General features: G+C 68.8%; 27 protein-coding genes and 1 tRNA gene. 7 read left to right on the forward strand and 21 right to left on the reverse strand.

The window, feature by feature from the left end:
- The 7 genes from AAHG09_RS17560 to AAHG09_RS17590 form a co-directional block, all read right to left on the reverse strand.
- A partial coding sequence (locus AAHG09_RS17560; protein WP_342108747.1) for a hypothetical protein occupies window positions 1-263 on the reverse strand: 263 nt, incomplete at its 3' end.
- A 353-nt stretch (window positions 264-616) separates the two neighbouring features.
- Window positions 617-1,567, reverse strand: coding sequence for an N-acetyl-gamma-glutamyl-phosphate reductase (gene argC, locus AAHG09_RS17565; protein WP_342108748.1), 951 nt, complete (start codon window positions 1,565-1,567; stop codon window positions 617-619).
- 170 nt (window positions 1,568-1,737) lie between these two features.
- On the reverse strand, window positions 1,738-2,223 hold the full coding sequence (gene rpsI, locus AAHG09_RS17570; RefSeq protein WP_091715164.1) for a 30S ribosomal protein S9: 486 nt from the start codon (window positions 2,221-2,223) through the stop codon (window positions 1,738-1,740).
- A gap of 2 nt (window positions 2,224-2,225) precedes the next feature.
- Window positions 2,226-2,687 (reverse strand): 50S ribosomal protein L13, encoded by a 462-nt coding sequence (gene rplM / locus AAHG09_RS17575; RefSeq protein ID WP_244002506.1) that lies wholly within the window; start codon window positions 2,685-2,687, stop codon window positions 2,226-2,228.
- A 212-nt stretch (window positions 2,688-2,899) separates the two neighbouring features.
- The gene (locus AAHG09_RS17580) at window positions 2,900-3,490 is read right to left on the reverse strand and encodes a CoA-binding protein (protein ID WP_342108749.1); all 591 of its coding nucleotides are present in this window, start codon (window positions 3,488-3,490) and stop codon (window positions 2,900-2,902) included.
- 29 nt (window positions 3,491-3,519) lie between these two features.
- Window positions 3,520-4,794, reverse strand: a complete 1,275-nt coding sequence (locus tag AAHG09_RS17585) for a nucleotide sugar dehydrogenase (protein WP_342108750.1) — start codon at window positions 4,792-4,794, stop codon at window positions 3,520-3,522.
- A gap of 155 nt (window positions 4,795-4,949) precedes the next feature.
- A complete protein-coding gene (locus tag AAHG09_RS17590; protein ID WP_342108751.1) occupies window positions 4,950-5,087 on the reverse strand; it encodes a hypothetical protein in 138 nt (45 codons plus the stop codon).
- Window positions 5,088-5,707: 620 nt separating this feature from the next.
- Between AAHG09_RS17590 and AAHG09_RS17595 the strand changes: the two genes are divergently transcribed.
- Window positions 5,708-6,007, forward strand: coding sequence for a hypothetical protein (locus tag AAHG09_RS17595; RefSeq protein ID WP_342108752.1), 300 nt, complete (start codon window positions 5,708-5,710; stop codon window positions 6,005-6,007).
- A gap of 111 nt (window positions 6,008-6,118) precedes the next feature.
- On the opposite strand, the gene AAHG09_RS17600 is transcribed toward AAHG09_RS17595, so the two are convergent.
- Both AAHG09_RS17600 and AAHG09_RS17605 read right to left on the reverse strand, forming a co-directional pair.
- Complete coding sequence (locus tag AAHG09_RS17600; RefSeq protein ID WP_342108753.1) at window positions 6,119-6,346, reverse strand: hypothetical protein; 228 nt, start codon at window positions 6,344-6,346, stop codon at window positions 6,119-6,121.
- A 149-nt stretch (window positions 6,347-6,495) separates the two neighbouring features.
- Complete coding sequence (locus tag AAHG09_RS17605) at window positions 6,496-6,654, reverse strand: hypothetical protein (RefSeq protein WP_244002491.1); 159 nt, start codon at window positions 6,652-6,654, stop codon at window positions 6,496-6,498.
- Between the two features lie 209 nt (window positions 6,655-6,863).
- Here AAHG09_RS17605 and AAHG09_RS17610 point away from each other — a divergent pair, with 209 nt between their 5' ends.
- Window positions 6,864-7,223: a class II aldolase/adducin family protein gene (locus AAHG09_RS17610; RefSeq protein ID WP_342108754.1), complete on the forward strand. Its 360-nt coding sequence runs from the start codon at window positions 6,864-6,866 to the stop codon at window positions 7,221-7,223.
- Between the two features lie 5 nt (window positions 7,224-7,228).
- Here AAHG09_RS17610 and AAHG09_RS17615 read toward each other — a convergent pair whose 3' ends face one another.
- Window positions 7,229-7,417: a hypothetical protein gene (locus AAHG09_RS17615; protein WP_342108755.1), complete on the reverse strand. Its 189-nt coding sequence runs from the start codon at window positions 7,415-7,417 to the stop codon at window positions 7,229-7,231.
- A 137-nt stretch (window positions 7,418-7,554) separates the two neighbouring features.
- On the opposite strand from AAHG09_RS17615, the gene AAHG09_RS17620 reads away from it, so the two are divergent.
- Window positions 7,555-7,806 (forward strand): hypothetical protein, encoded by a 252-nt coding sequence (locus tag AAHG09_RS17620; RefSeq protein ID WP_342108756.1) that lies wholly within the window; start codon window positions 7,555-7,557, stop codon window positions 7,804-7,806.
- Window positions 7,807-7,958: 152 nt separating this feature from the next.
- On the opposite strand, the gene AAHG09_RS17625 is transcribed toward AAHG09_RS17620, so the two are convergent.
- Window positions 7,959-8,240: a hypothetical protein gene (locus AAHG09_RS17625; RefSeq protein ID WP_342108757.1), complete on the reverse strand. Its 282-nt coding sequence runs from the start codon at window positions 8,238-8,240 to the stop codon at window positions 7,959-7,961.
- Window positions 8,241-8,504: 264 nt separating this feature from the next.
- Here AAHG09_RS17625 and AAHG09_RS17630 point away from each other — a divergent pair, with 264 nt between their 5' ends.
- From AAHG09_RS17630 to AAHG09_RS17645, 4 genes are all read left to right on the forward strand, one after another.
- Window positions 8,505-8,777, forward strand: coding sequence for a hypothetical protein (locus tag AAHG09_RS17630; RefSeq protein WP_342108758.1), 273 nt, complete (start codon window positions 8,505-8,507; stop codon window positions 8,775-8,777).
- A 48-nt stretch (window positions 8,778-8,825) separates the two neighbouring features.
- The gene (locus AAHG09_RS17635) at window positions 8,826-8,957 is read left to right on the forward strand and encodes a hypothetical protein (RefSeq protein ID WP_342108759.1); all 132 of its coding nucleotides are present in this window, start codon (window positions 8,826-8,828) and stop codon (window positions 8,955-8,957) included.
- A 66-nt stretch (window positions 8,958-9,023) separates the two neighbouring features.
- Window positions 9,024-9,233 (forward strand): hypothetical protein, encoded by a 210-nt coding sequence (locus tag AAHG09_RS17640; RefSeq protein WP_342108760.1) that lies wholly within the window; start codon window positions 9,024-9,026, stop codon window positions 9,231-9,233.
- A 14-nt stretch (window positions 9,234-9,247) separates the two neighbouring features.
- On the forward strand, window positions 9,248-9,520 hold the full coding sequence (locus tag AAHG09_RS17645; RefSeq protein WP_342108761.1) for a hypothetical protein: 273 nt from the start codon (window positions 9,248-9,250) through the stop codon (window positions 9,518-9,520).
- Between the two features lie 141 nt (window positions 9,521-9,661).
- Here the strand turns inward: AAHG09_RS17645 and AAHG09_RS17650 are convergent, their stop codons facing one another.
- The 10 genes from AAHG09_RS17650 to glgX all read right to left on the reverse strand — a co-directional run bounded on the left by AAHG09_RS17650 (window position 9,662) and on the right by glgX (window position 16,278).
- Window positions 9,662-10,030: a hypothetical protein gene (locus AAHG09_RS17650; RefSeq protein ID WP_342108762.1), complete on the reverse strand. Its 369-nt coding sequence runs from the start codon at window positions 10,028-10,030 to the stop codon at window positions 9,662-9,664.
- Between the two features lie 138 nt (window positions 10,031-10,168).
- Complete coding sequence (locus tag AAHG09_RS17655) at window positions 10,169-10,663, reverse strand: hypothetical protein (protein ID WP_342108763.1); 495 nt, start codon at window positions 10,661-10,663, stop codon at window positions 10,169-10,171.
- A 169-nt stretch (window positions 10,664-10,832) separates the two neighbouring features.
- Window positions 10,833-10,988 (reverse strand): hypothetical protein, encoded by a 156-nt coding sequence (locus AAHG09_RS17660; protein ID WP_167627681.1) that lies wholly within the window; start codon window positions 10,986-10,988, stop codon window positions 10,833-10,835.
- Window positions 10,989-11,161: 173 nt separating this feature from the next.
- Complete coding sequence (locus tag AAHG09_RS17665; protein ID WP_342108764.1) at window positions 11,162-11,344, reverse strand: hypothetical protein; 183 nt, start codon at window positions 11,342-11,344, stop codon at window positions 11,162-11,164.
- A 167-nt stretch (window positions 11,345-11,511) separates the two neighbouring features.
- Window positions 11,512-11,784, reverse strand: coding sequence for a hypothetical protein (locus tag AAHG09_RS17670; protein WP_342108765.1), 273 nt, complete (start codon window positions 11,782-11,784; stop codon window positions 11,512-11,514).
- Window positions 11,785-11,906: 122 nt separating this feature from the next.
- Entirely contained in the window at window positions 11,907-12,104 is a 198-nt protein-coding gene (locus tag AAHG09_RS17675) for a hypothetical protein (RefSeq protein ID WP_342108766.1), read from the reverse strand.
- Between the two features lie 40 nt (window positions 12,105-12,144).
- Window positions 12,145-12,507, reverse strand: a complete 363-nt coding sequence (locus tag AAHG09_RS17680) for a DUF6481 family protein (protein WP_342108767.1) — start codon at window positions 12,505-12,507, stop codon at window positions 12,145-12,147.
- A 106-nt stretch (window positions 12,508-12,613) separates the two neighbouring features.
- Window positions 12,614-12,823, reverse strand: a complete 210-nt coding sequence (locus AAHG09_RS17685) for a cold-shock protein (protein WP_342108768.1) — start codon at window positions 12,821-12,823, stop codon at window positions 12,614-12,616.
- 965 nt (window positions 12,824-13,788) lie between these two features.
- Window positions 13,789-13,878: transfer RNA gene (locus AAHG09_RS17690), tRNA-Ser, on the reverse strand.
- A gap of 141 nt (window positions 13,879-14,019) precedes the next feature.
- Window positions 14,020-16,278 carry a glycogen debranching protein GlgX gene (gene glgX / locus AAHG09_RS17695; protein ID WP_342108769.1) on the reverse strand — a complete coding sequence of 753 codons (2,259 nt, stop codon included), beginning with the start codon at window positions 16,276-16,278 and terminating at the stop codon, window positions 14,020-14,022.
- Window positions 16,279-16,383: the final 105 nt, after the last annotated feature.

Consider the following 16,383-nt stretch of genomic DNA (forward strand, 5'->3'; position numbering starts at 1 on the left):
GAGAAGTCGGGGCGGGGGTCGCGGCCCGCGCGCCATCCGTGGACGAGGAAGTCGCGGACGGGATCGGCGGTGATGCCGTACCACGTGGCGTAGAAGGCGGTGTCGAGGTGGGGGCCGAGGGCGGCGAGTTGCGCCTCGGCGCTGGCGAGGTCGTGGGCCGGCGGCAGGGCGGGGCCGGTCAGGCGGGCCAGCAGCGGCGCGCCGCGCGCCCGCACCCAGCGGGACACCGGAATGCGGGGGGACAGAGCCTTCAGCCGCGTCACGCGATCAATCTCACCAAGCCGCTCCCTCGGCCTTCCCGACCCCCTGCGTGGATCCCGACCGACCGACGCGGCGTGCTTGTCTCAGGGCGGGTCAGGCGCAGGCGCGTGCGGGCACATTGACCGCGCGCCGTCGTCGAGCACCCGCCCTATCGGATCACCGGGACGCGGTAAACACGCCCGTGGCCTTCCGAAGGTCACGGGCGCGGCAGGGGTTCTAAAGGTCGAGACCGATCGCGGGTCCAGGGCAGAGCCCTGGTGAACATCTCGGAGCCCAGTATCCCGGGGCACCGCCTTGAGCACCGGCCAAAGGGCGAAGCCCTTTGGAAGCCCGGTATCGCGGGTCGAACAGACTCTCAGCCGTCGAGGCCGAGCATCAGGCCGATGTTCTGCACCGCCGCCCCGGAGGCGCCCTTGCCGAGATTGTCGAGGCGCGCCACCAGCGCCGCCTGCCCGTGCTCGGACGAGCCGAACACCCGCAGCTCCAGCCGGTCGGTGTCGTTGAGATCCTCCGGCTCGATCTTCTCGAGATGCGCACCCGTGGCGGCGCCCGGCACGACCTGCACCAGCGGCCGGTCGGCGTACCAGTCGCGCAGCGCCGCCTCCAGATCGGCGGCCGTCGGCTTGCCCGGCAGCGCGTCGAGGTGGAGCGGCACGCTCACCAGCATGCCCTGCCGGAAATTGCCCACGGAGGGCAGGAAGATCGGCCGCCGGGCAAGCGCGCTGTACAGCTGCAGCTCCGGCACGTGCTTGTGGGCGAAGCCCAGGCCATAGAGCAGGAACGGCGGCGCCGTGCCCTGCTCGTAGGCCTCGATCATGCTCTTGCCGCCGCCGCTGTAGCCGCTGACCGCGTTGACGCTGATCGGGTGATCGGCCGGGATCAGGCCTCCCTCCACCAGGGGGCGCAGGAGCGCGATGCCGCCGGTCGGGTAGCAGCCGGGATTGGCCACCCGCCGGGCACGGGCGATCGCGGCGCCCTGCGCCCGGGTCATCTCCGGGAAGCCGTAGGTCCAGCCCTCGGCGACCCGATGGGCCGTGCTGGCGTCGAGGATGCGGGGGCCGCCGCCCGGCAGGCTGTCGGCCAGCGCCACCGTCTCCTTGGCGGCCGCGTCGGGCAGGCAGAGCACGACGAGATCGACCTCGGCGAGCAGCGCCCGCTTGGCCTCCGGATCCTTGCGGTGCTCGGGCGCGATGCTGCGCAGGGCGACCCGCCCGTCGCGCTCCAGGCGCTCGCGGATGCCGAGACCGGTCGTGCCGGCCTCGCCGTCGATGAACACGGTGGGCTTCCCTGCGCCGTCGCCAGCCATCGTCCGTCTCGCTTCTTGAAAGAGTCCCATACGCCGCCCGAGTCGGGCACGGCTGTTCAGGTGATCGCACTGCACCATCGTGTCAACGGCCGTCCCAGGCCGTCGGAAACGCAAAAAGGGCGGCCCCCGCAGGAGCCGCCCTCTCCGTGACACCGGTGTGACCGGGTGTCTTAACGCTTGGAGAACTGGAAGCTGCGGCGGGCCTTCTTGCGGCCGTACTTCTTACGCTCGACCACGCGGGCGTCGCGGGTGAGGAAGCCCTCACGCTTCAGCGGGGCGCGCAGCTCCGGCTCGTAGTAGGTCAGGGCCTTGGACAGGCCGTGGCGCACCGCGCCGGCTTGACCCGACAGGCCGCCGCCCGCCACCGTGACGGTGATGTCGTACTGATCGACGCGGCCGGCGATCTCCAGCGGCTGGCGCAGGATCATGCGCAGCACCGGACGGGCGAAGTAGGTCTCCACCGGGCGCTTGTTGATCGTGACCGTGCCCTTGCCGGGTTTGATCCAGACGCGGGCGACCGCGTCCTTGCGCTTGCCGGTGGCGTAGGCACGGCCTTGCGCGTCCAGCTTCTGGACGTGGACGGGGGCCTCGTTGGCGGGGTCGACCGCGCCGGTATTCGCCCGGTTGAGGTCGGCGAGGGACTGCAGGGTCGCCATGATCAAGCGCTCACGTTCTTGCGGTTGAGGGCGCCGACGTCGAGCGCCTGCGGCTGCTGGGCTTCATGCGGGTGCGCGGCGCCCTTGTAGACGCGCAGGTTCCCGAGGATCTGACGGAAGAGCGGGCCGCGGGGCAGCATGCGCTCGACGGCCTTCTCGACCACGCGCTCGGGGAACCGGCCCTCGAGGATGAACTTGGCCGTGCGCTCCTTGATGCCGCCCGGATAGCCCGTGTGGTAGAAGTAGCTCTTCTGCGTGTACTTGCGGCCGGTGAACTTCACCTTGTCCGCATTGATGACGATGACGTTGTCGCCGCAATCGACGTGGGGCGTGTAGGCGGCCTTGTGCTTGCCGCGCAGGCGCATCGCCACGATCGACGCGAGGCGGCCGACGACGAGGCCCTCCGCGTCGATCACGATCCACTTCTTGTCGACCTCGGCGGGCTTCAGCGAGGTGGTCTTCATAGCCAAATCCCAGGGTTCCGACGGATCCGGCCCCGACTGGCGGGGCCGTCAGGCATCGGGGTGCCGAAAAAGGAGCCGCCGCGTGGGGGACACGCGGCGGCGGTGGCGGGTGCATAGCCGGACCCGGATGCCGGGTCAATAGTGGCAGCCGTATTTTTTGAAAAACACAATCCGCAGAGTAGTTTAACGCTTACGGTATCAGAATACCGCACTCACTCGCTGCGCCGGCCGCGCTCGGCGATGGTCAGCTTCTGGACGCCCTTGGCGGCGAGCACGGGCTTCCTTGCGCTGAGGATGCGGGAATTCACGCCCGTCCAGCCGATCTCGCCCGACAGCCGCCCGTACTCGATCTTGGGGCAGCGGTTCATGATCACCGTGAGACCCCGCGCCTCGGCCCGAGCGGCGGCCGCGTCGTCGCGCACGCCGAGCTGCATCCAGATGACCTTCGGCAGGGGCGAGAGGCCCAGCGCTTCGTCGACCAGCGGGCCGGCGGCGGCCGAGTTGCGGAAGATCTCGACCATGTCGATCGGCTGGTCGCTTAAGGTAGCCTGCGCCTCGGCGAGGGTCGCCGCGACCGGGCGCCCGAGCAGGTCCTGGCCGGCGAGGCCGGGATTGACCGGGATCACCGCGTAGCCCCGGGCGAGCAGGTATTTGAGCACGATCCAGCTCGGGCGGGCCGGATTCGCGGAGGCGCCCACGAGCGCGATCGTGCGCGTGTCGTTCAGGATCGCGCGGATCCGCGCGTCGGGGTAGCGCGCGTGCCGGTCTGCACCCGGGCCGGGTTCGTCGCCTGTCGGCTGCATGGCGTGCCTCCTCCGCTGTCCGACCCGTGCTACAGCCGCCAGACCGCGAAGCCCAGCCGCGCGAAAGCCGCCCGCGCGTGCTGCGCCTTCACGTCCACCACCAGCCCTCCGGGCCGCAGCCGCGCGGTGATCGCCTCCGGGCCGAGGCGGGCGTAGTCCTGATGCGGGACGGCGATCACGACCGCATCCGCCTCACCGGGCAGGTCGTCCCACGCGACCAGCGCGATCCCGTATTCGGCCCGGGCCTCCGCGGCGCTGGCGCGGGGATCGTGGACCGCGACGGTGCAGCCGAACGCCTCCAGCTCCCGGACGAGGTCGGCGACCTTGGAGTTGCGCAGATCCGAGCAATTCTCCTTGAAGGTCAGGCCGAGCACGATGACGGTCCCGCCCCCCGGCCCCCCTCCCCCGCGGACGATCCGCTTGACCGTCCCGCGGGCGACGTGCGCGGCCATGCTGTCGTTGATGCGCCGCCCGGCCAGGATCACCTGCGGGTGGTGGCCGATCATCGCGGCCTTGTGGGTGAGATAGTAGGGATCGACCCCGATGCAGTGGCCCCCGACGAGGCCGGGGCGGAACGGCAGAAAGTTCCACTTGGTCCCGGCCGCTTCGAGCACCTCCAGCGTGTCGAGGCCGAGCGTGTCGAAGATCAGCGATAGCTCGTTCATCAGGGCGATGTTCAGGTCGCGCTGGGTGTTCTCGATGACCTTGGCGGCCTCCGCGACCCGGATCGACGCGGCGGCGTGGATCCCGGCCTCGATGATCGAGCCGTAGAGATCCTTCAGCCGCTCCAGGGTCTCGGGGGTATCGCCCGAGACGATCTTCACCACCCGGGCGAGGCTGTGCTCCCGGTCGCCCGGGTTGATCCGCTCCGGGGAGTAGCCGACGAAGAAATCCACCTTCCAGCGCAGGCCCGAGGACCGCTCCAGCACGGGGATGCAGATCTCCTCGGTGGCGCCGGGATAGACGGTCGATTCGAACACCACGATCGCCCCGGGGCGCATGTGCTGCCCGACCCGGGTGGCGGCCCGGATCAACAGGTCGAAATCCGGCCGCTGGGCCGCGTCGACGGGGGTCGGGACCGTGATGATGACGATGTCGGCCGCCGACAGCGCGGCGGGATCGTCGGTGATCGTGAGGTGGCGGGCGGCGGCGAAGGTGGCCGCGTCGATCTCGCCCGCGGGATCATGCCCGGCGCGGTAGGCCGCGACCTTGTCGGCGGCGTGCTCGTAGCCGATCGTGGCCCGCGTCCGGCCGAAGGCCAGGGCGAGGGGGAGCCCGACATAGCCCAGGCCGACGACTGCCACGCTCTCCGCCACGCCGAATCCCTCAGCGGACGCCAGTGGCTCCGGTCACGCGCCGATCACCGCGCCGCCCGCCGGGCGCGTATAGGGGCGCCGCAGCCCGGCGTCGATCCGAATCACCGACGGGGCGGTGGCTGGTCTCTCCGACGCCGAACGCCTCAGCCCTCCGTCTCGACGGGCTCATCCCATTCGATGCGGCGGGGCTTGATCGCCGGCATCGATGCGGCGATGCCGATCCGAACCGCGGTTCCGATGATGGCGATCGCGGCGCAGACGAGGAGGAGGGTGTCGAGCACGGGGTTCAGATCAGCGATCGGCCGGCACGGTGATGCCGGGCGGCGCGCTGGCGGGCGCGCGTGTTGTTAAGGCGCCGCATCTGTTCCTGATGGTGCAGATCCTCGTGCAGCGGAGGCGTGGCCGTCGCGGGTGGGAGCGGGGCTTCCGAGCGGTCATCGCCCAAAGGATAGACTGGTTTCAAGGCCGCCCTCCTCAGTAGTCTCTACGGATGAGCTTAGCTATTTGGAGACCAATTGCAACCCTGCGGGTCCAATCGGGCAGTCGTATCGCCGGGCGGGCTCGGTTCAGCGCAGCGTGACGGGTCTGGATCTGTGCGTGCCGCACCGGGATATTCGCGCCCGCCCGTCGGATGCCGGGACGGTGCCGGCGGACCGTTCCACATCGTCGGGCTCCGGGGGCGAATCTGACGTTTCAGCGCCCGGGCACGCTTGCCCGGTCCGGAATCTTCCGAAAGCGGTGCAGCTTCTGGAACTTCGGGTAGAAGCTCGGCAATCATCCGAATTGCTAAGTTTTATGTTAGGAGGAAACCTTTCCGTTAACCAATCCTTAACGCTTCGATCCTACGTCCTGGGCGAGGGCCGACCGCGGGGGTCTGCTCCCTCTATCGGGCGAGATTCCGATGCTCTTCGTCGTCGCGGCAGCGCTCGGTGGTGGTGTGGCGACGGCCGCCCTCCTGGGTCCGGTCAGTCCGCTCGCCGCGCTGATCACCGCACCGTTCATCGCCAGCGCGACGGCTCTCCTGGCCAGTTTCCTGGTCGCCTGGCGCAGAAGCCGCGACGGGTGGGAGACGTCGGTCCCCGACCGGATCCCCGACGCGCAGACCGACGCGATGGTGGCGGCGCTGCGGACCTTGGCCGAGCAGGCTAAGCCGGCCGCCGCGGCTCCGCGGGCCTCCGCCGAGCGTCACCGGGTCGCCTGACGGTCGAGGTTCTCTCCGTCCGGCCGGGGCACCGGTTCGGCGCCGGAGCGCATCAGACCAAAACCGGAGAGCCCGTCCCGATCCGTGAGCGCCCGGCGGCCGCGCCTCCGGTCACGCGGCGGGTGCGGAAGCCGTCCGCGCGCCGTGGCTCGGCATGCGCGCGCCCATCGCGCGGACATAGGCGGCGCGCGCCATCAGGCGGTCGGCGAGAGCGCTGCCAGGATGCCGGCCGGCGAGCGCGCGGGCCGTGTCCTCCATCGTTTCGGGCTCGATGCCCCATTGAAGCTGCTCCTCCGCCGAGACGAGCAATCTCCAGAACGGGATGAATTCGTCCGACATTGGCACAGGTTTCCGGGCAGCGGTTGGGCTGCCGGATTCATTGCAAGTATCGGGGCATGGGTCGGGGACCGTATCGGGGCCCTGGCCGGTGTCCGGCCGCAAAAACAGCCCCCGCGGCGTGGCGACCGAGACGCGGGCGCCGGCGTGGGTCAGGAGGCCAGGGCGAAGGTCGCGCCCGCGAAGCCGAGGCCGGCCAGGAACAGGCTCCCGCCCATGACCTCGAGGATGGCCCGGTAGCGCGGCGACCACAGGGACCCGGCCGCCATGCCGGTCCCGGCGACGACACAGAATACGCCCAGCGACATCATGGCGGCCTCCGCAGTTTTCCGCATCCTGACGATTACGGTTGCGGACAGGCCCGGTTCCAGCCCGCGCACACTGTCGACAGGTTAAACTGTCGGGTCCTGTCGGCGCCGCCCGCCCGGGCGCGTGGTCCGGGCGGGGCGATCCCGATCAGCCGACGCGCAGCAGGCCGGCCACGGCGCGCACGGTCCCGTCGATCAAAGTGATCTCCGCCATGACGTGCGGCCTGCTGCCGATGATCCAGACCGCGATGCGCTTCTCGACCGTCGCCGACCATGATTACGCGGGCGTGGCGGTCGATCTCGACGCGCAGAAGCGCATCGTGGACGATCTCGGCGACGCCGACCTGATGATCCTGCGCAACCACGGCCTGCTGGTGGTCGGGCCGACCGTGCCGCAGGCCTTCAGCTTCGGGCGCATCCTCGGTGCGCTGGGGCCGACGATCGTGGGCGGCTTCGTGGTGATGACGGGATCGTATCCGGAGGCCCTGGCGATCATCTCGCTGATCTTCCTCCTCGGCCTGCCGACGACCTGGCTCGCCCCCGAGACGGCCGGGCGAGCCTTGCCGGCCTGAACGGTTCAGGATCCGAACAGGGCGACGACGACACCGACGAGCGTCCCGCCCGCGATGGGCGCGAACAGGGCCAGGATCGAGATCAGGAGGATGAGCGTGATGGCGGCGTTCCCCTGCCGCCTGGCTCCCGGATCCGGGCGCCGCGGCGGTTCCCAGGGCGGGGGGATCGATCTGTCCTCGGGCGGGACGAACATCGGCGCCCTTTCGAAGCCTCAGCCGCGCTGAGACGCCAACGCCCCAGGCGCGCGGTTGTGTCGTCGCCGCGGCGATCGCCCGCTGCCCCAAACGCATCCTGCCGCGTTGTCCCCCCCGAAACGGCAGGAGACGGCGCATGGCCTACGTGACGATTGAGAAGGACGGCGAGCCCTGGATGCTCTGCCATTCGACCCATCCGGGCGAGATCGAGCGGCGGATCGCGGCCGCCCAGGCGGAGGCGCCGACGGCGACCATCACGCAGCGCCCCTCGACCCCGATCGAGAGCCAGCACTGCGCGGACGCCATGGATGCGCAGGACGGGGTGGTGGAGGACCCGTTCAAGTTCTTCGCCTACCGGGTCGTCGACGATTCGATGCCTGAGCGCTGAGTGCGTCTCGGCCCGATGCTCCGGCCGTATGGGCGGGGCTGCCGTCGCGGCGACGGGGATCGAGGCTTCCACGCCCACCCGTGTTGAGCGGAGGATCGTGTGGGCGTGGAAGGTCAGCGCTCGGCTGGTGAGTCCCGAATGCGCGCGTATGGTTAACAGTTCGTTGCCGCGACGCCCGCTTCCGGGCTGACGGCGCGGGCCGACCCGTTGGTCCGCACAGGTTCGACCAGCGTCGCGATCATCGTGAGCAACGCGCGGTGTTCCGGTGGGCGCGATCCCGATTCGAGGAAGGCTGACAGATCGATACGGGATGCCGCCCCGCCCGAGGGCTCGTTGGGTTCGTGAACGACGAACACGACCGTCTCGTCGTCCTGGCAAAGGTACCAACGATCGCCGTTCGAACTGGCGTAGATCAATGTGCGGTTGATCGACATGCGACGCCCGTCCTGCTCGGTCCCGCGGGTCGGTGCGGCGCGGACCAGTATGGCGGCTGCGGCGGCGGGTGCACAGGCCACCATTGAGGGGGTCGGACCGCTTTCCGAAGCCGACAGGATCCCGGGGCCGTTATCGGAGCGCGCCGAATCGCGCGGGCTATCTTTGTCGGCACGAAAGGCGCAGTGTGTCGGCACCACCGGATCGGTTGATCCAGGCTCCGGTGGCTGAGGGTTCGTGCCCCCGCCTGCAACGGACAGGCGCGGATGGCAGACCTCCTCAAGTTCCCCACCAACCCCCGCTCACGCCACGCGCGCCGCGCCTATCAGGTGCATCGGTTCGACCGGAGCGGCGGCGCGAGCGCGTCCCGTATCATCACGGCCCGCGATGACACGGACGCCCAGCGGCAGGCGGCGGGTCTGGCCGCGGGGGATCGCGTCGAACTCTGGGCGGGCAAGCGCCTCGTGGCCGTGTTCGGCGCGTTTGGAGGCCCGGTCGCGACCTCAATCAGGCTTCTCGCGGACCAGCCGACGACGTGACGGCGAGACCACCCCGTCCGGCTACACTGCGAAACCAGGAGCGAGATCATGGCCACGGAAAAGAAGCGCGGGAATCGCGAGACCAAGAAGCCGAAAAAGCCCGTGCCCAAGGCCAACGCGGCGGCGCCCTCGACCAAGGGCACGGTCGCGGCGGCCATGAAGACCAGCGGGCGAAGCTGACGCGATGCGTGAGCGCCACGATCGGCCGCGATGGTAGAGCCCGGCCGCCCGCGGATGTGCCCGGTGATGCGCAAGCTGATCGCCGTGGTTCTCCGCATGTCGCAGCATCCCGGCCTTCAGGAGCGGGGGCTGCTGATCGATCGCCTTACGGATCTTGAAGCGGAAGGCATCGCCCGGGATGTTCCGCGGCGGACCGTGGAGGCGATCCGGGCGACCCGGTTGAAGCTGCGCGTCGAGGGCCTGATGCCCAAGGCGCCACTGCCGCGCGGCCATTGATGGACCTGAGCATAATGACGAACGGTCAGGACTACCTGGACGATCTTCGGGCGCTCGTCAGCCGGGCGGACCGGGACGATCTCGGCACAGCGCAGGACATCCTGCTTCAATGCATCTTGCACGAGGACGGTGCAGACCGACGTCTGGCGGCCCTCGACACGCTGCGCGCCGCGCTCACGCGCGACGATCCGGTGGGCATCGGCTCGCCGGAGCAGCACGCCTTCCACGCTGCGCTCCTTGCGATGATCGAGCGGACACGCACGATGGCGGGATCGACGGCGCACTAACGTTCCGCCACGGCAGGGGCATGTTCGGAGTCTGGCGGGTCCCGGGCGAACGCTGTTCGGCGCGCGCACCGAATGTCTGCGCCGTTGTACGCTGTCCTCATCGAGGATGCTGCGCCGCCCCCTGCTGCGGGCGACGTCTCATCAGATCCCGATGCTGGCCGCGCCGGCGTTCGCGGCCTGTTGAACGGTGGCGCCGTTTCTCAAGGCCATGGCAATGGCGATCGACATGGTATCGACGGCAAGCGCCCGGTCCTGTCCGTAATCGTAGGAGCTGTTTCGTCCCGAGCTCAACCGCGCATAGTAGGCATCGGGAAACTCCTGATCGATCCGTGTTCGGAGGAGCCGCACTGCGGCGGCATAGCGATCTTCGAAATTCCGGGCCTGGGTGGCCGATGCGCCCTCGAACGTGCCGTCCTCCCGCTCCTTGGCGACCGCACGAGACCTGCGCTCGTATGCGCTTCCGAGAAACGTTTGGATGGTCTTGGAGATCAGCCACCGGATGAAGGACATCGGTATCTCCTGACTGGGTGGCATCGAACGGCACCGGACGGGCTCGAGAGCATGCCCGATGATCGTCGCGCGGCCGTCGGCGTTCAGCGCCGCGTATCTGCGCGGATCAACGCGAAACAAATCCCGGCCGGGCGTCCGTCACGACTGCGCGATCTGCGGGCCCGGATACACCAGGAGGGCCCCGCGCTCGGAGACCTTCCAAACCGGGAACGATCCCTCGTGAACCAGCATGGCGAACGCTTCGATCGTTTCGGGTCGCTCGAAGTCCCGGTCGTCGCGCACGGCGCGACCGACGAAACAGGCCGCATCCGGCCCATCGGCCGCAGGGGAACGGCTGTCCAAGGAGAACATCACGCCGGATCGATCGGGCCTGAGCGCGTCCGGCAGCGCGTCGATCCTGCGCCACAGGCAATGCCATCGGGCGCAGGCCTCCGGGCGCTCAGGGTAGATGCCGCATCCCGTTCCGGTGTTGTGGCGGCACAGGATACCGGCGGGCTTGTCGAGGGCCCGGATCTCCAGCACGCGGCAGCACAGCGTGCAGGTGCCGCAGGATCGATCCGGGGCGGGGGCATCGGCGGATCCTGGGTCCGCCGCTTCCCGTGCCCCGCCGTGGACGCCTGAGTCGCTCGTCATCGGCCTGCTTTCGCGAAACGGCGATGCACGGTGCATCGCGCCGACGACCCGCCCGGAGTGAGGCTGATGACGTGCTGACAGGGCGCATCGCCGGGTGTTCGCGCCGCACGTGTGGGTGCCCAGGATCGGTCGACGCCCGCGGAGCCGCGGGCGCCCCTGGCATGGGACCTCAGGCCTTCTGCGGTGGCCTGCTGGTCTTGAAGTTTCTGGTCTTCGGCTCGGGGGGGAGCGGCTCAGGTTTGCTGGCCAGGAGGCGCTTCACCCGCTCGTTGAAGTCCTCGGGCGTGACCGCCTGTGCTTTGCCGGTCGTGAATTCACGCGCCATGTCGGCTGCTCTCCGCTTCGTCGCCCAGGGCACGGGATTGCGCGGAGGGATTACAAGGCTATGCGCCTTTCGGGGTCAAAGAACCACCGCTAATTCTTTTTCTTCTTCGATCGGACGGCGGGACGCGGGAAGAATGGCCGGATGGCGGGGCGAGGCCTGTCCGTACGCCCGGCTCAAGCGGCCGGTCGTCTCACATGCCGCCACGCCACGATCGCGTTCCGTCTCGCCTCGAAAGTCGTGCGCAGCCGCGTGCCGGGCTCACCCTGACGCTCGGCGCCGAAGCCATGGAGCAGGACCGCGTCCGGCCCGAACACGCGTCGCATCTCGGCGCGCCAGAGGCGGTCCGTGACGGTCAAGGCACTCTCGGTCTCTGCAAGGCAATCCATGTTCAACACCGACCTCCGCCGTTCGCCGTCCCCTCTCACAACGCGATGCTCTGTCCGGAGGTCCAGCTCGGCCGTGGGAACATGTGCGCCCCGACGCGCCTCGGCGCTTCGCTGCGTTGCCCGACATCGCGGTTGGCTCAGAGGGCTCGGGCGAGACCGGCCTCCAGATCGAGGGCGCTGGCCGTCTGCTGAGAGAGGCGGACGCCCGTCGGCTCGACGGTCGCGTCCTCCTTCACCGCGCGGCGCACGATGGCCAGCGCTTCGGTCTCGGACGTGGTGATCGCGACGTAGAACATCACCAATTGCCCGGACAGCTCCGCCTCATCAGGCCGCGTCACCTTGAGGATGTAGGCGGTCTGATTGGGCTCGATTATCGCCGCCGTGGCCGCATGGGAGGGCGTGTTCGTCATCGCGAGCTTCACCAGCCTCGATCGCATGCCGCCTGCCGCAGTTCCGCGCGGCCGGCAAACCGTCGCGGAGGCACCCTACGGGGCGTCGGCGCCCCGTCAGAAGGCCGATCCGCCAGGATCGGTCACGATGCGGGCGTGAGCTCGCCTTCCCGAACGGCGCGCTCGCCGCCGGCGGACCGGATCCGATACGTCGGCTCGCCGGAGCGGTCGTCCGGCGTCAGGCGGATCACCTCGAACAGGCCGTCGACGATGCTCTTTCCCCCGGCATAGCTGACGCCCAGCTGCCGAACCTGCTCGCCGATCTTGAACTTGTGGGACATGGGTTTCCTCCGGTTGATGGCGCTGGTGGACGGGGCCGTGTTACCGGCGGGCCCGCGCCTTGCGAGCCGCAAAACGCGCGTCGCGCGCGGCCTTCTGCTCGGCGACGAGGGCAGCCTGTCGCTCCGCCTTTTCCGCGGCCTGACGGACGCGCTCGGCGGCGGCATCGGCCTCCGCAGCCAGGACCTCGGCCGCGTGCTGGGCCTGTGCCGCCAGACGGACCGCTTCCCGCTCGGTCGACCGCACCTCCCGTGCCTGGATGACGGCGAGTCGCGACGCCTTGCGGGCGAGGACGGCCGGATCATCGGCTGCGGGGCGCGCCCGGAAGCGCGCCAGCGTGGCCTGCCGTGCTTTGGCCGTCGCTTCGAGACGATCGACGAGTTGGTCGCTTTTGGACGGGTTCACGGACTCTCCTGAGTCGCACCAGAGATCGGCTCCGGGGCGTAAAATCAAAAAAGCCGCTCCGCGAAGGGAACGGCTTCGAAGCGCGTCACGGGTGGATGCGCGAGGCTCAGGCGGACTGAAGGCTGCCGGCCGACTGTTTCCCGCTGCGGCGGTCGGTCTCCATTTCGTAGGAAACCTTCTGGCCCTCGCTCAGGCCCTGCATGCCAGCGCGCTCCACGGCGGAGATGTGAACGAACACATCCTTGCCGCCGTCATCCGGCTGAATGAAGCCGAAGCCCTTGGTGTCGTTGAACCATTTCACAGTGCCGATGGCCATAAGTAATCCATATCCGGTTAGGCAAACAATTTGGCCGGGCGCACAGAACGTACGCGCCCGGTCGCTATTCGTCGAGAATGGGAGAAATGCAGAGCGCTCGCCCTGTTGAGGCGATACGGCCGAATGTCTGGCCAAAAGTCGATGGATCATCTGTACCCCATCGGCGCGGCAATGACAACCGCGAAAGAAGATCATGAAATTCTTGTCCATGAATACGAAAAATATTTGTTTCCTACGATCGCCACGGGTGCGCGCTTAACCGGCTGTGACGACACGCTGAACCGGCCTCGGCGCATCCGATCCTGTCGACGTCGCGATGGCGAGCGTTATCGCGAGCCAAGCGCGCGGGTGGCGTGGCACACGCAGCCGCCGGGCCAGACGCCGATCGTCGCGCGGGTGGTTCGATCGACGAACGCGCACCGGGCGGCGTCAGGTGATTCGAGCCCAACGAGAAGAACCGAAACGGGGCCGCTGCAAACACGGCGACCACGCATAGTGCCTTCGGAGGGTGTCTCGACCCCACGGCCGGGCTGATGAAGAGGTCGCCGAAGGGGAGCATTCCGGGCCCCGGGCCTGGGCTGAAAGATCCGGTTTCAGCGATACGATGCCAGGAGCGGATCGGCCGGTTTCCATCCATCGCGGACATCGCCATGGCCGAACCGACCGCGTTCAGGCCCTGCCGTCAACCTTAGACGGACACCCTGATGTCGCGCGTTGTCTCATCGAGCGAATACCGATGTCCGGTCTATCTCGCAGGCCTCATCGTGAAGTGGAACGCTGCCATCCTCATCAAATGACCCGGCAAATCGGGTTGCATGGCAGCCGGCTTCAGGTCGCGTTCGCTGATGGTCAACTGGCCGCCGGTGATCCGCTGGGGGGCACGCCGAGGCCCATCATGGGCGACGGCGCCTGATGGCCTCCCGCCAAGTCATGAATCTAATTCGAAGCGGCAATGAGATCTGGTCTGGCGGAGGGAGCGGGATTCGAACCCGCGATACCGTTTCCGGTATACACACTTTCCAGGCGTGCGCCTTCAACCACTCGGCCACCCCTCCGTCCGCGGACCGGGCACCCCGGGCACGCGAGCGGGCCCCGGGCGCAGCCAGGGCCGCGCGGTGCCGTGCTGTTAGCCGGGTGCGCCGCCGCGCGCAAGGCACGCGAGGCCGGGGGTCGCGAAAACTCCCGGCCCCGGCCCCTCAGTCCTCCGCGTCGAGGTGGAAGCGGACGGTCTCGACATTCGCCCGCTCGAAGGCCTGCATCACGTGCTGGTACGAGCGCTCCATGGCGTTGTCGCCGTCGCCGGGGCTGTCCTCGGGCTTCAGCACGAACATGAGGAGCGAGCGGCCGGTCACGGCGTAGCCGGAGCCGAACGGGAAGCTCTCCACGTCCTGGCTGTCGGGCAGGTTGGTGTCGAGGAGGCGCGTCCAGGCCACGCCGCCGACCGATTCCGGCAGCGTGAAGGTCACGAGGTCGTGGTAGGCGTTGAACATGATCAGCAGCGTCGCGTCGCCGCCGCGGCGGTGAAGCCCCGTCGCCTGGGCGCGGCCGTCGAGCTGGACCGCGAAGGCGCGGGCGCCGCCGTCGGTCCAGTTCTCGGGCGTCATCTCGCTCCCGTCCGGGCGCAGCCACGCCACGTCCTTGACGCCGAACTCCTCGTCGTACTGACCGGTCAGGAACCGCCCGCGGTTCAGGATCGGCAGGGCGTTGCGCAGGAGGATCAGGCGCTGCGTGAACTCGGCGAGATCCCGCTCCTCGTCGCCGATCGCCCCCCAATCGAGCCAGGAAACCTCGTTGTCCTGGCAATAGGCGTTGTTGTTGCCCTTCTGGGTGCGGGCGAACTCGTCGCCGGCGAGCAGCATCGGCGTGCCGCGCGACAGGAACAGGGTCGCCAGCATGTTGCGCATCTGGCGCAGGCGCGTGGCCCGGATCTCCGGATCGTCGGTCGGGCCCTCGACCCCGTAATTGTACGAGAGGTTGTGCGAGTGGCCGTCGCGGTTGCCCTCGCCGTTCGCCTCGTTGTGCTTCTCGTTGTACGAGACCGTGTCGTGCAGGGTGAAGCCGTCATGGGCGGTGAGGAAGTTCACCGAGGCCCAGGGCTTGCGCCCGCGCTTGTTGAACTTGTCGGCTGAGCCCGCGATGCGCGCCGCCATGTCGGGCAACAGGCCGCCATCGCCCTTCCAGTAGGCGCGGACGTCGTCGCGGAACCGGTCGTTCCACTCGGCCCAGCCCGGCGGGAAGCCGCCGACCTGATAGCCGCCGGGACCGCAATCCCAGGGCTCGGCGATGAGCTTGACGTTGTTGAGCACCGGATCCTGCCGGCAGGTGTCGAGGAAGCCGCCGCCCTCGTCGAAGCCGTAGGGCTCGCGGCCCAGGATCGTGGCGAGGTCGAAGCGGAAGCCGTCGACCTGCATCTCCTGCGCCCAGTAGCGCAGGGAATCGGTCACGAGCTGCAGCACCCGCGGATGCGACAGGTTGAAGGTGTTCCCGGTACCGGTATCGTTGATGTAGTAGCGCGGCTCGTCCGGCAGCAGCCGGTAGTAGGAGGCGTTGTCGACGCCCTTGAACGACAGGGTCGGGCCCTTCTCGTTGCCCTCGGCGGTGTGGTTGTAGACCACGTCGAGGATGACCTCGAGGCCGGCGCCGTGGAAGCGCGAGACCATCTCCTTGAACTCGGAGAAGGCGAAGTCCGGCACCGCCGCGTAGCGCCGCGCGGGGGTGAAGAACGAGATCGTGTTGTAGCCCCAGTAGTTCACGAGGTCCTTCTGCTCGAGATAGTCGTCCTGCACGAAGGCGTGGATCGGCAGCAGCTCCACCGAGGTGACGCCGAGGCTCTTGATGTAGTCGAGCACGTCCCGGGTCCCGAGGCCGGCATAGGTGCCGCGCAGCTTCTCCGGCACCCGCGGGTCGAGCTTGGTCATGCCCTTGACGTGGGCCTCGTAGAAGATCGTCTTCTCCCACGGGACGTGCGGCTTGCGGTGCCGGCCCCAGGTGAAGGCCGGGTCGATGACCCGGGAGCGGCGGGTGTAGGGGGCGCTGTCCCGGTCGTCGAAGGTCAGGTCGTCGCCGGATTCCATCTGGTAGCCGAACAGGGCCGGGTTCCAGGTGATCGAGCCGACGAGCCCCTTGGCGTAGGGGTCGATCAGCAGCTTGTTGGGGTTGAACCGGTGGCCGGCCTTCGGCTCGTAGGGGCCGTGGACCCGGTAGCCGTAGATCGTACCGGGGCGCGCGTCGGGCAGGTAGCCGTGCCAGATCTCGTCGGTGTACTCGGGCAGCTCGATCCGCTCGATCTCCCGCTCGCCCTGGTCGTCGAACAGGCAGAGTTCGACCTTGGTGGCGTGGGCCGAGAACAGCGCGAAATTGACGCCGAGACCGTCCCAGGTGGCGCCGAGCGGATAGGGTTGGCCTTCCTCGATGCGCGAGCGGGACTGCGACGAGGGACGTCGGGATTCAGACATGGACACTCCGGGACTCCACCCGCCCGGCGGGCGCCGCGTCGGGGGATGTACCAAGTGAACGTGCCGGCCACGGCGAAGCTCCCCGGGGGTGGTAAAATTTGCTCA

This window comes from Methylobacterium guangdongense (genome assembly GCF_038442355.1).
GTDB lineage: Bacteria > Pseudomonadota > Alphaproteobacteria > Rhizobiales > Beijerinckiaceae > Methylobacterium > Methylobacterium guangdongense.

Coding starts and splice junctions, on each gene's coding strand:
- argC (WP_342108748.1), bottom strand. CDS start 1,567: ATGGCTGGCGACGGCGCAGGGAAGCCCACCGTGTTCATCGACGGCGAG.
- rpsI (WP_091715164.1), bottom strand. CDS start 2,223: ATGGCGACCCTGCAGTCCCTCGCCGACCTCAACCGGGCGAATACCGGC.
- rplM (WP_244002506.1), bottom strand. CDS start 2,687: ATGAAGACCACCTCGCTGAAGCCCGCCGAGGTCGACAAGAAGTGGATC.
- AAHG09_RS17580 (WP_342108749.1), bottom strand. CDS start 3,490: ATGCAGCCGACAGGCGACGAACCCGGCCCGGGTGCAGACCGGCACGCG.
- AAHG09_RS17595 (WP_342108752.1), top strand. CDS start 5,708: ATGCTCTTCGTCGTCGCGGCAGCGCTCGGTGGTGGTGTGGCGACGGCC.
- AAHG09_RS17600 (WP_342108753.1), bottom strand. CDS start 6,346: ATGTCGGACGAATTCATCCCGTTCTGGAGATTGCTCGTCTCGGCGGAG.
- AAHG09_RS17605 (WP_244002491.1), bottom strand. CDS start 6,654: ATGATGTCGCTGGGCGTATTCTGTGTCGTCGCCGGGACCGGCATGGCG.
- AAHG09_RS17610 (WP_342108754.1), top strand. CDS start 6,864: ATGACGTGCGGCCTGCTGCCGATGATCCAGACCGCGATGCGCTTCTCG.
- AAHG09_RS17615 (WP_342108755.1), bottom strand. CDS start 7,417: ATGTTCGTCCCGCCCGAGGACAGATCGATCCCCCCGCCCTGGGAACCG.
- AAHG09_RS17620 (WP_342108756.1), top strand. CDS start 7,555: ATGGCCTACGTGACGATTGAGAAGGACGGCGAGCCCTGGATGCTCTGC.
- AAHG09_RS17625 (WP_342108757.1), bottom strand. CDS start 8,240: ATGTCGATCAACCGCACATTGATCTACGCCAGTTCGAACGGCGATCGT.
- AAHG09_RS17630 (WP_342108758.1), top strand. CDS start 8,505: ATGGCAGACCTCCTCAAGTTCCCCACCAACCCCCGCTCACGCCACGCG.
- AAHG09_RS17635 (WP_342108759.1), top strand. CDS start 8,826: ATGGCCACGGAAAAGAAGCGCGGGAATCGCGAGACCAAGAAGCCGAAA.
- AAHG09_RS17640 (WP_342108760.1), top strand. CDS start 9,024: ATGCGCAAGCTGATCGCCGTGGTTCTCCGCATGTCGCAGCATCCCGGC.
- AAHG09_RS17645 (WP_342108761.1), top strand. CDS start 9,248: ATGACGAACGGTCAGGACTACCTGGACGATCTTCGGGCGCTCGTCAGC.
- AAHG09_RS17650 (WP_342108762.1), bottom strand. CDS start 10,030: ATGTCCTTCATCCGGTGGCTGATCTCCAAGACCATCCAAACGTTTCTC.
- AAHG09_RS17655 (WP_342108763.1), bottom strand. CDS start 10,663: ATGACGAGCGACTCAGGCGTCCACGGCGGGGCACGGGAAGCGGCGGAC.
- AAHG09_RS17660 (WP_167627681.1), bottom strand. CDS start 10,988: ATGGCGCGTGAATTCACGACCGGCAAAGCACAGGCGGTCACGCCCGAG.
- AAHG09_RS17670 (WP_342108765.1), bottom strand. CDS start 11,784: ATGACGAACACGCCCTCCCATGCGGCCACGGCGGCGATAATCGAGCCC.
- AAHG09_RS17675 (WP_342108766.1), bottom strand. CDS start 12,104: ATGTCCCACAAGTTCAAGATCGGCGAGCAGGTTCGGCAGCTGGGCGTC.
- AAHG09_RS17685 (WP_342108768.1), bottom strand. CDS start 12,823: ATGGCCATCGGCACTGTGAAATGGTTCAACGACACCAAGGGCTTCGGC.
- glgX (WP_342108769.1), bottom strand. CDS start 16,278: ATGTCTGAATCCCGACGTCCCTCGTCGCAGTCCCGCTCGCGCATCGAG.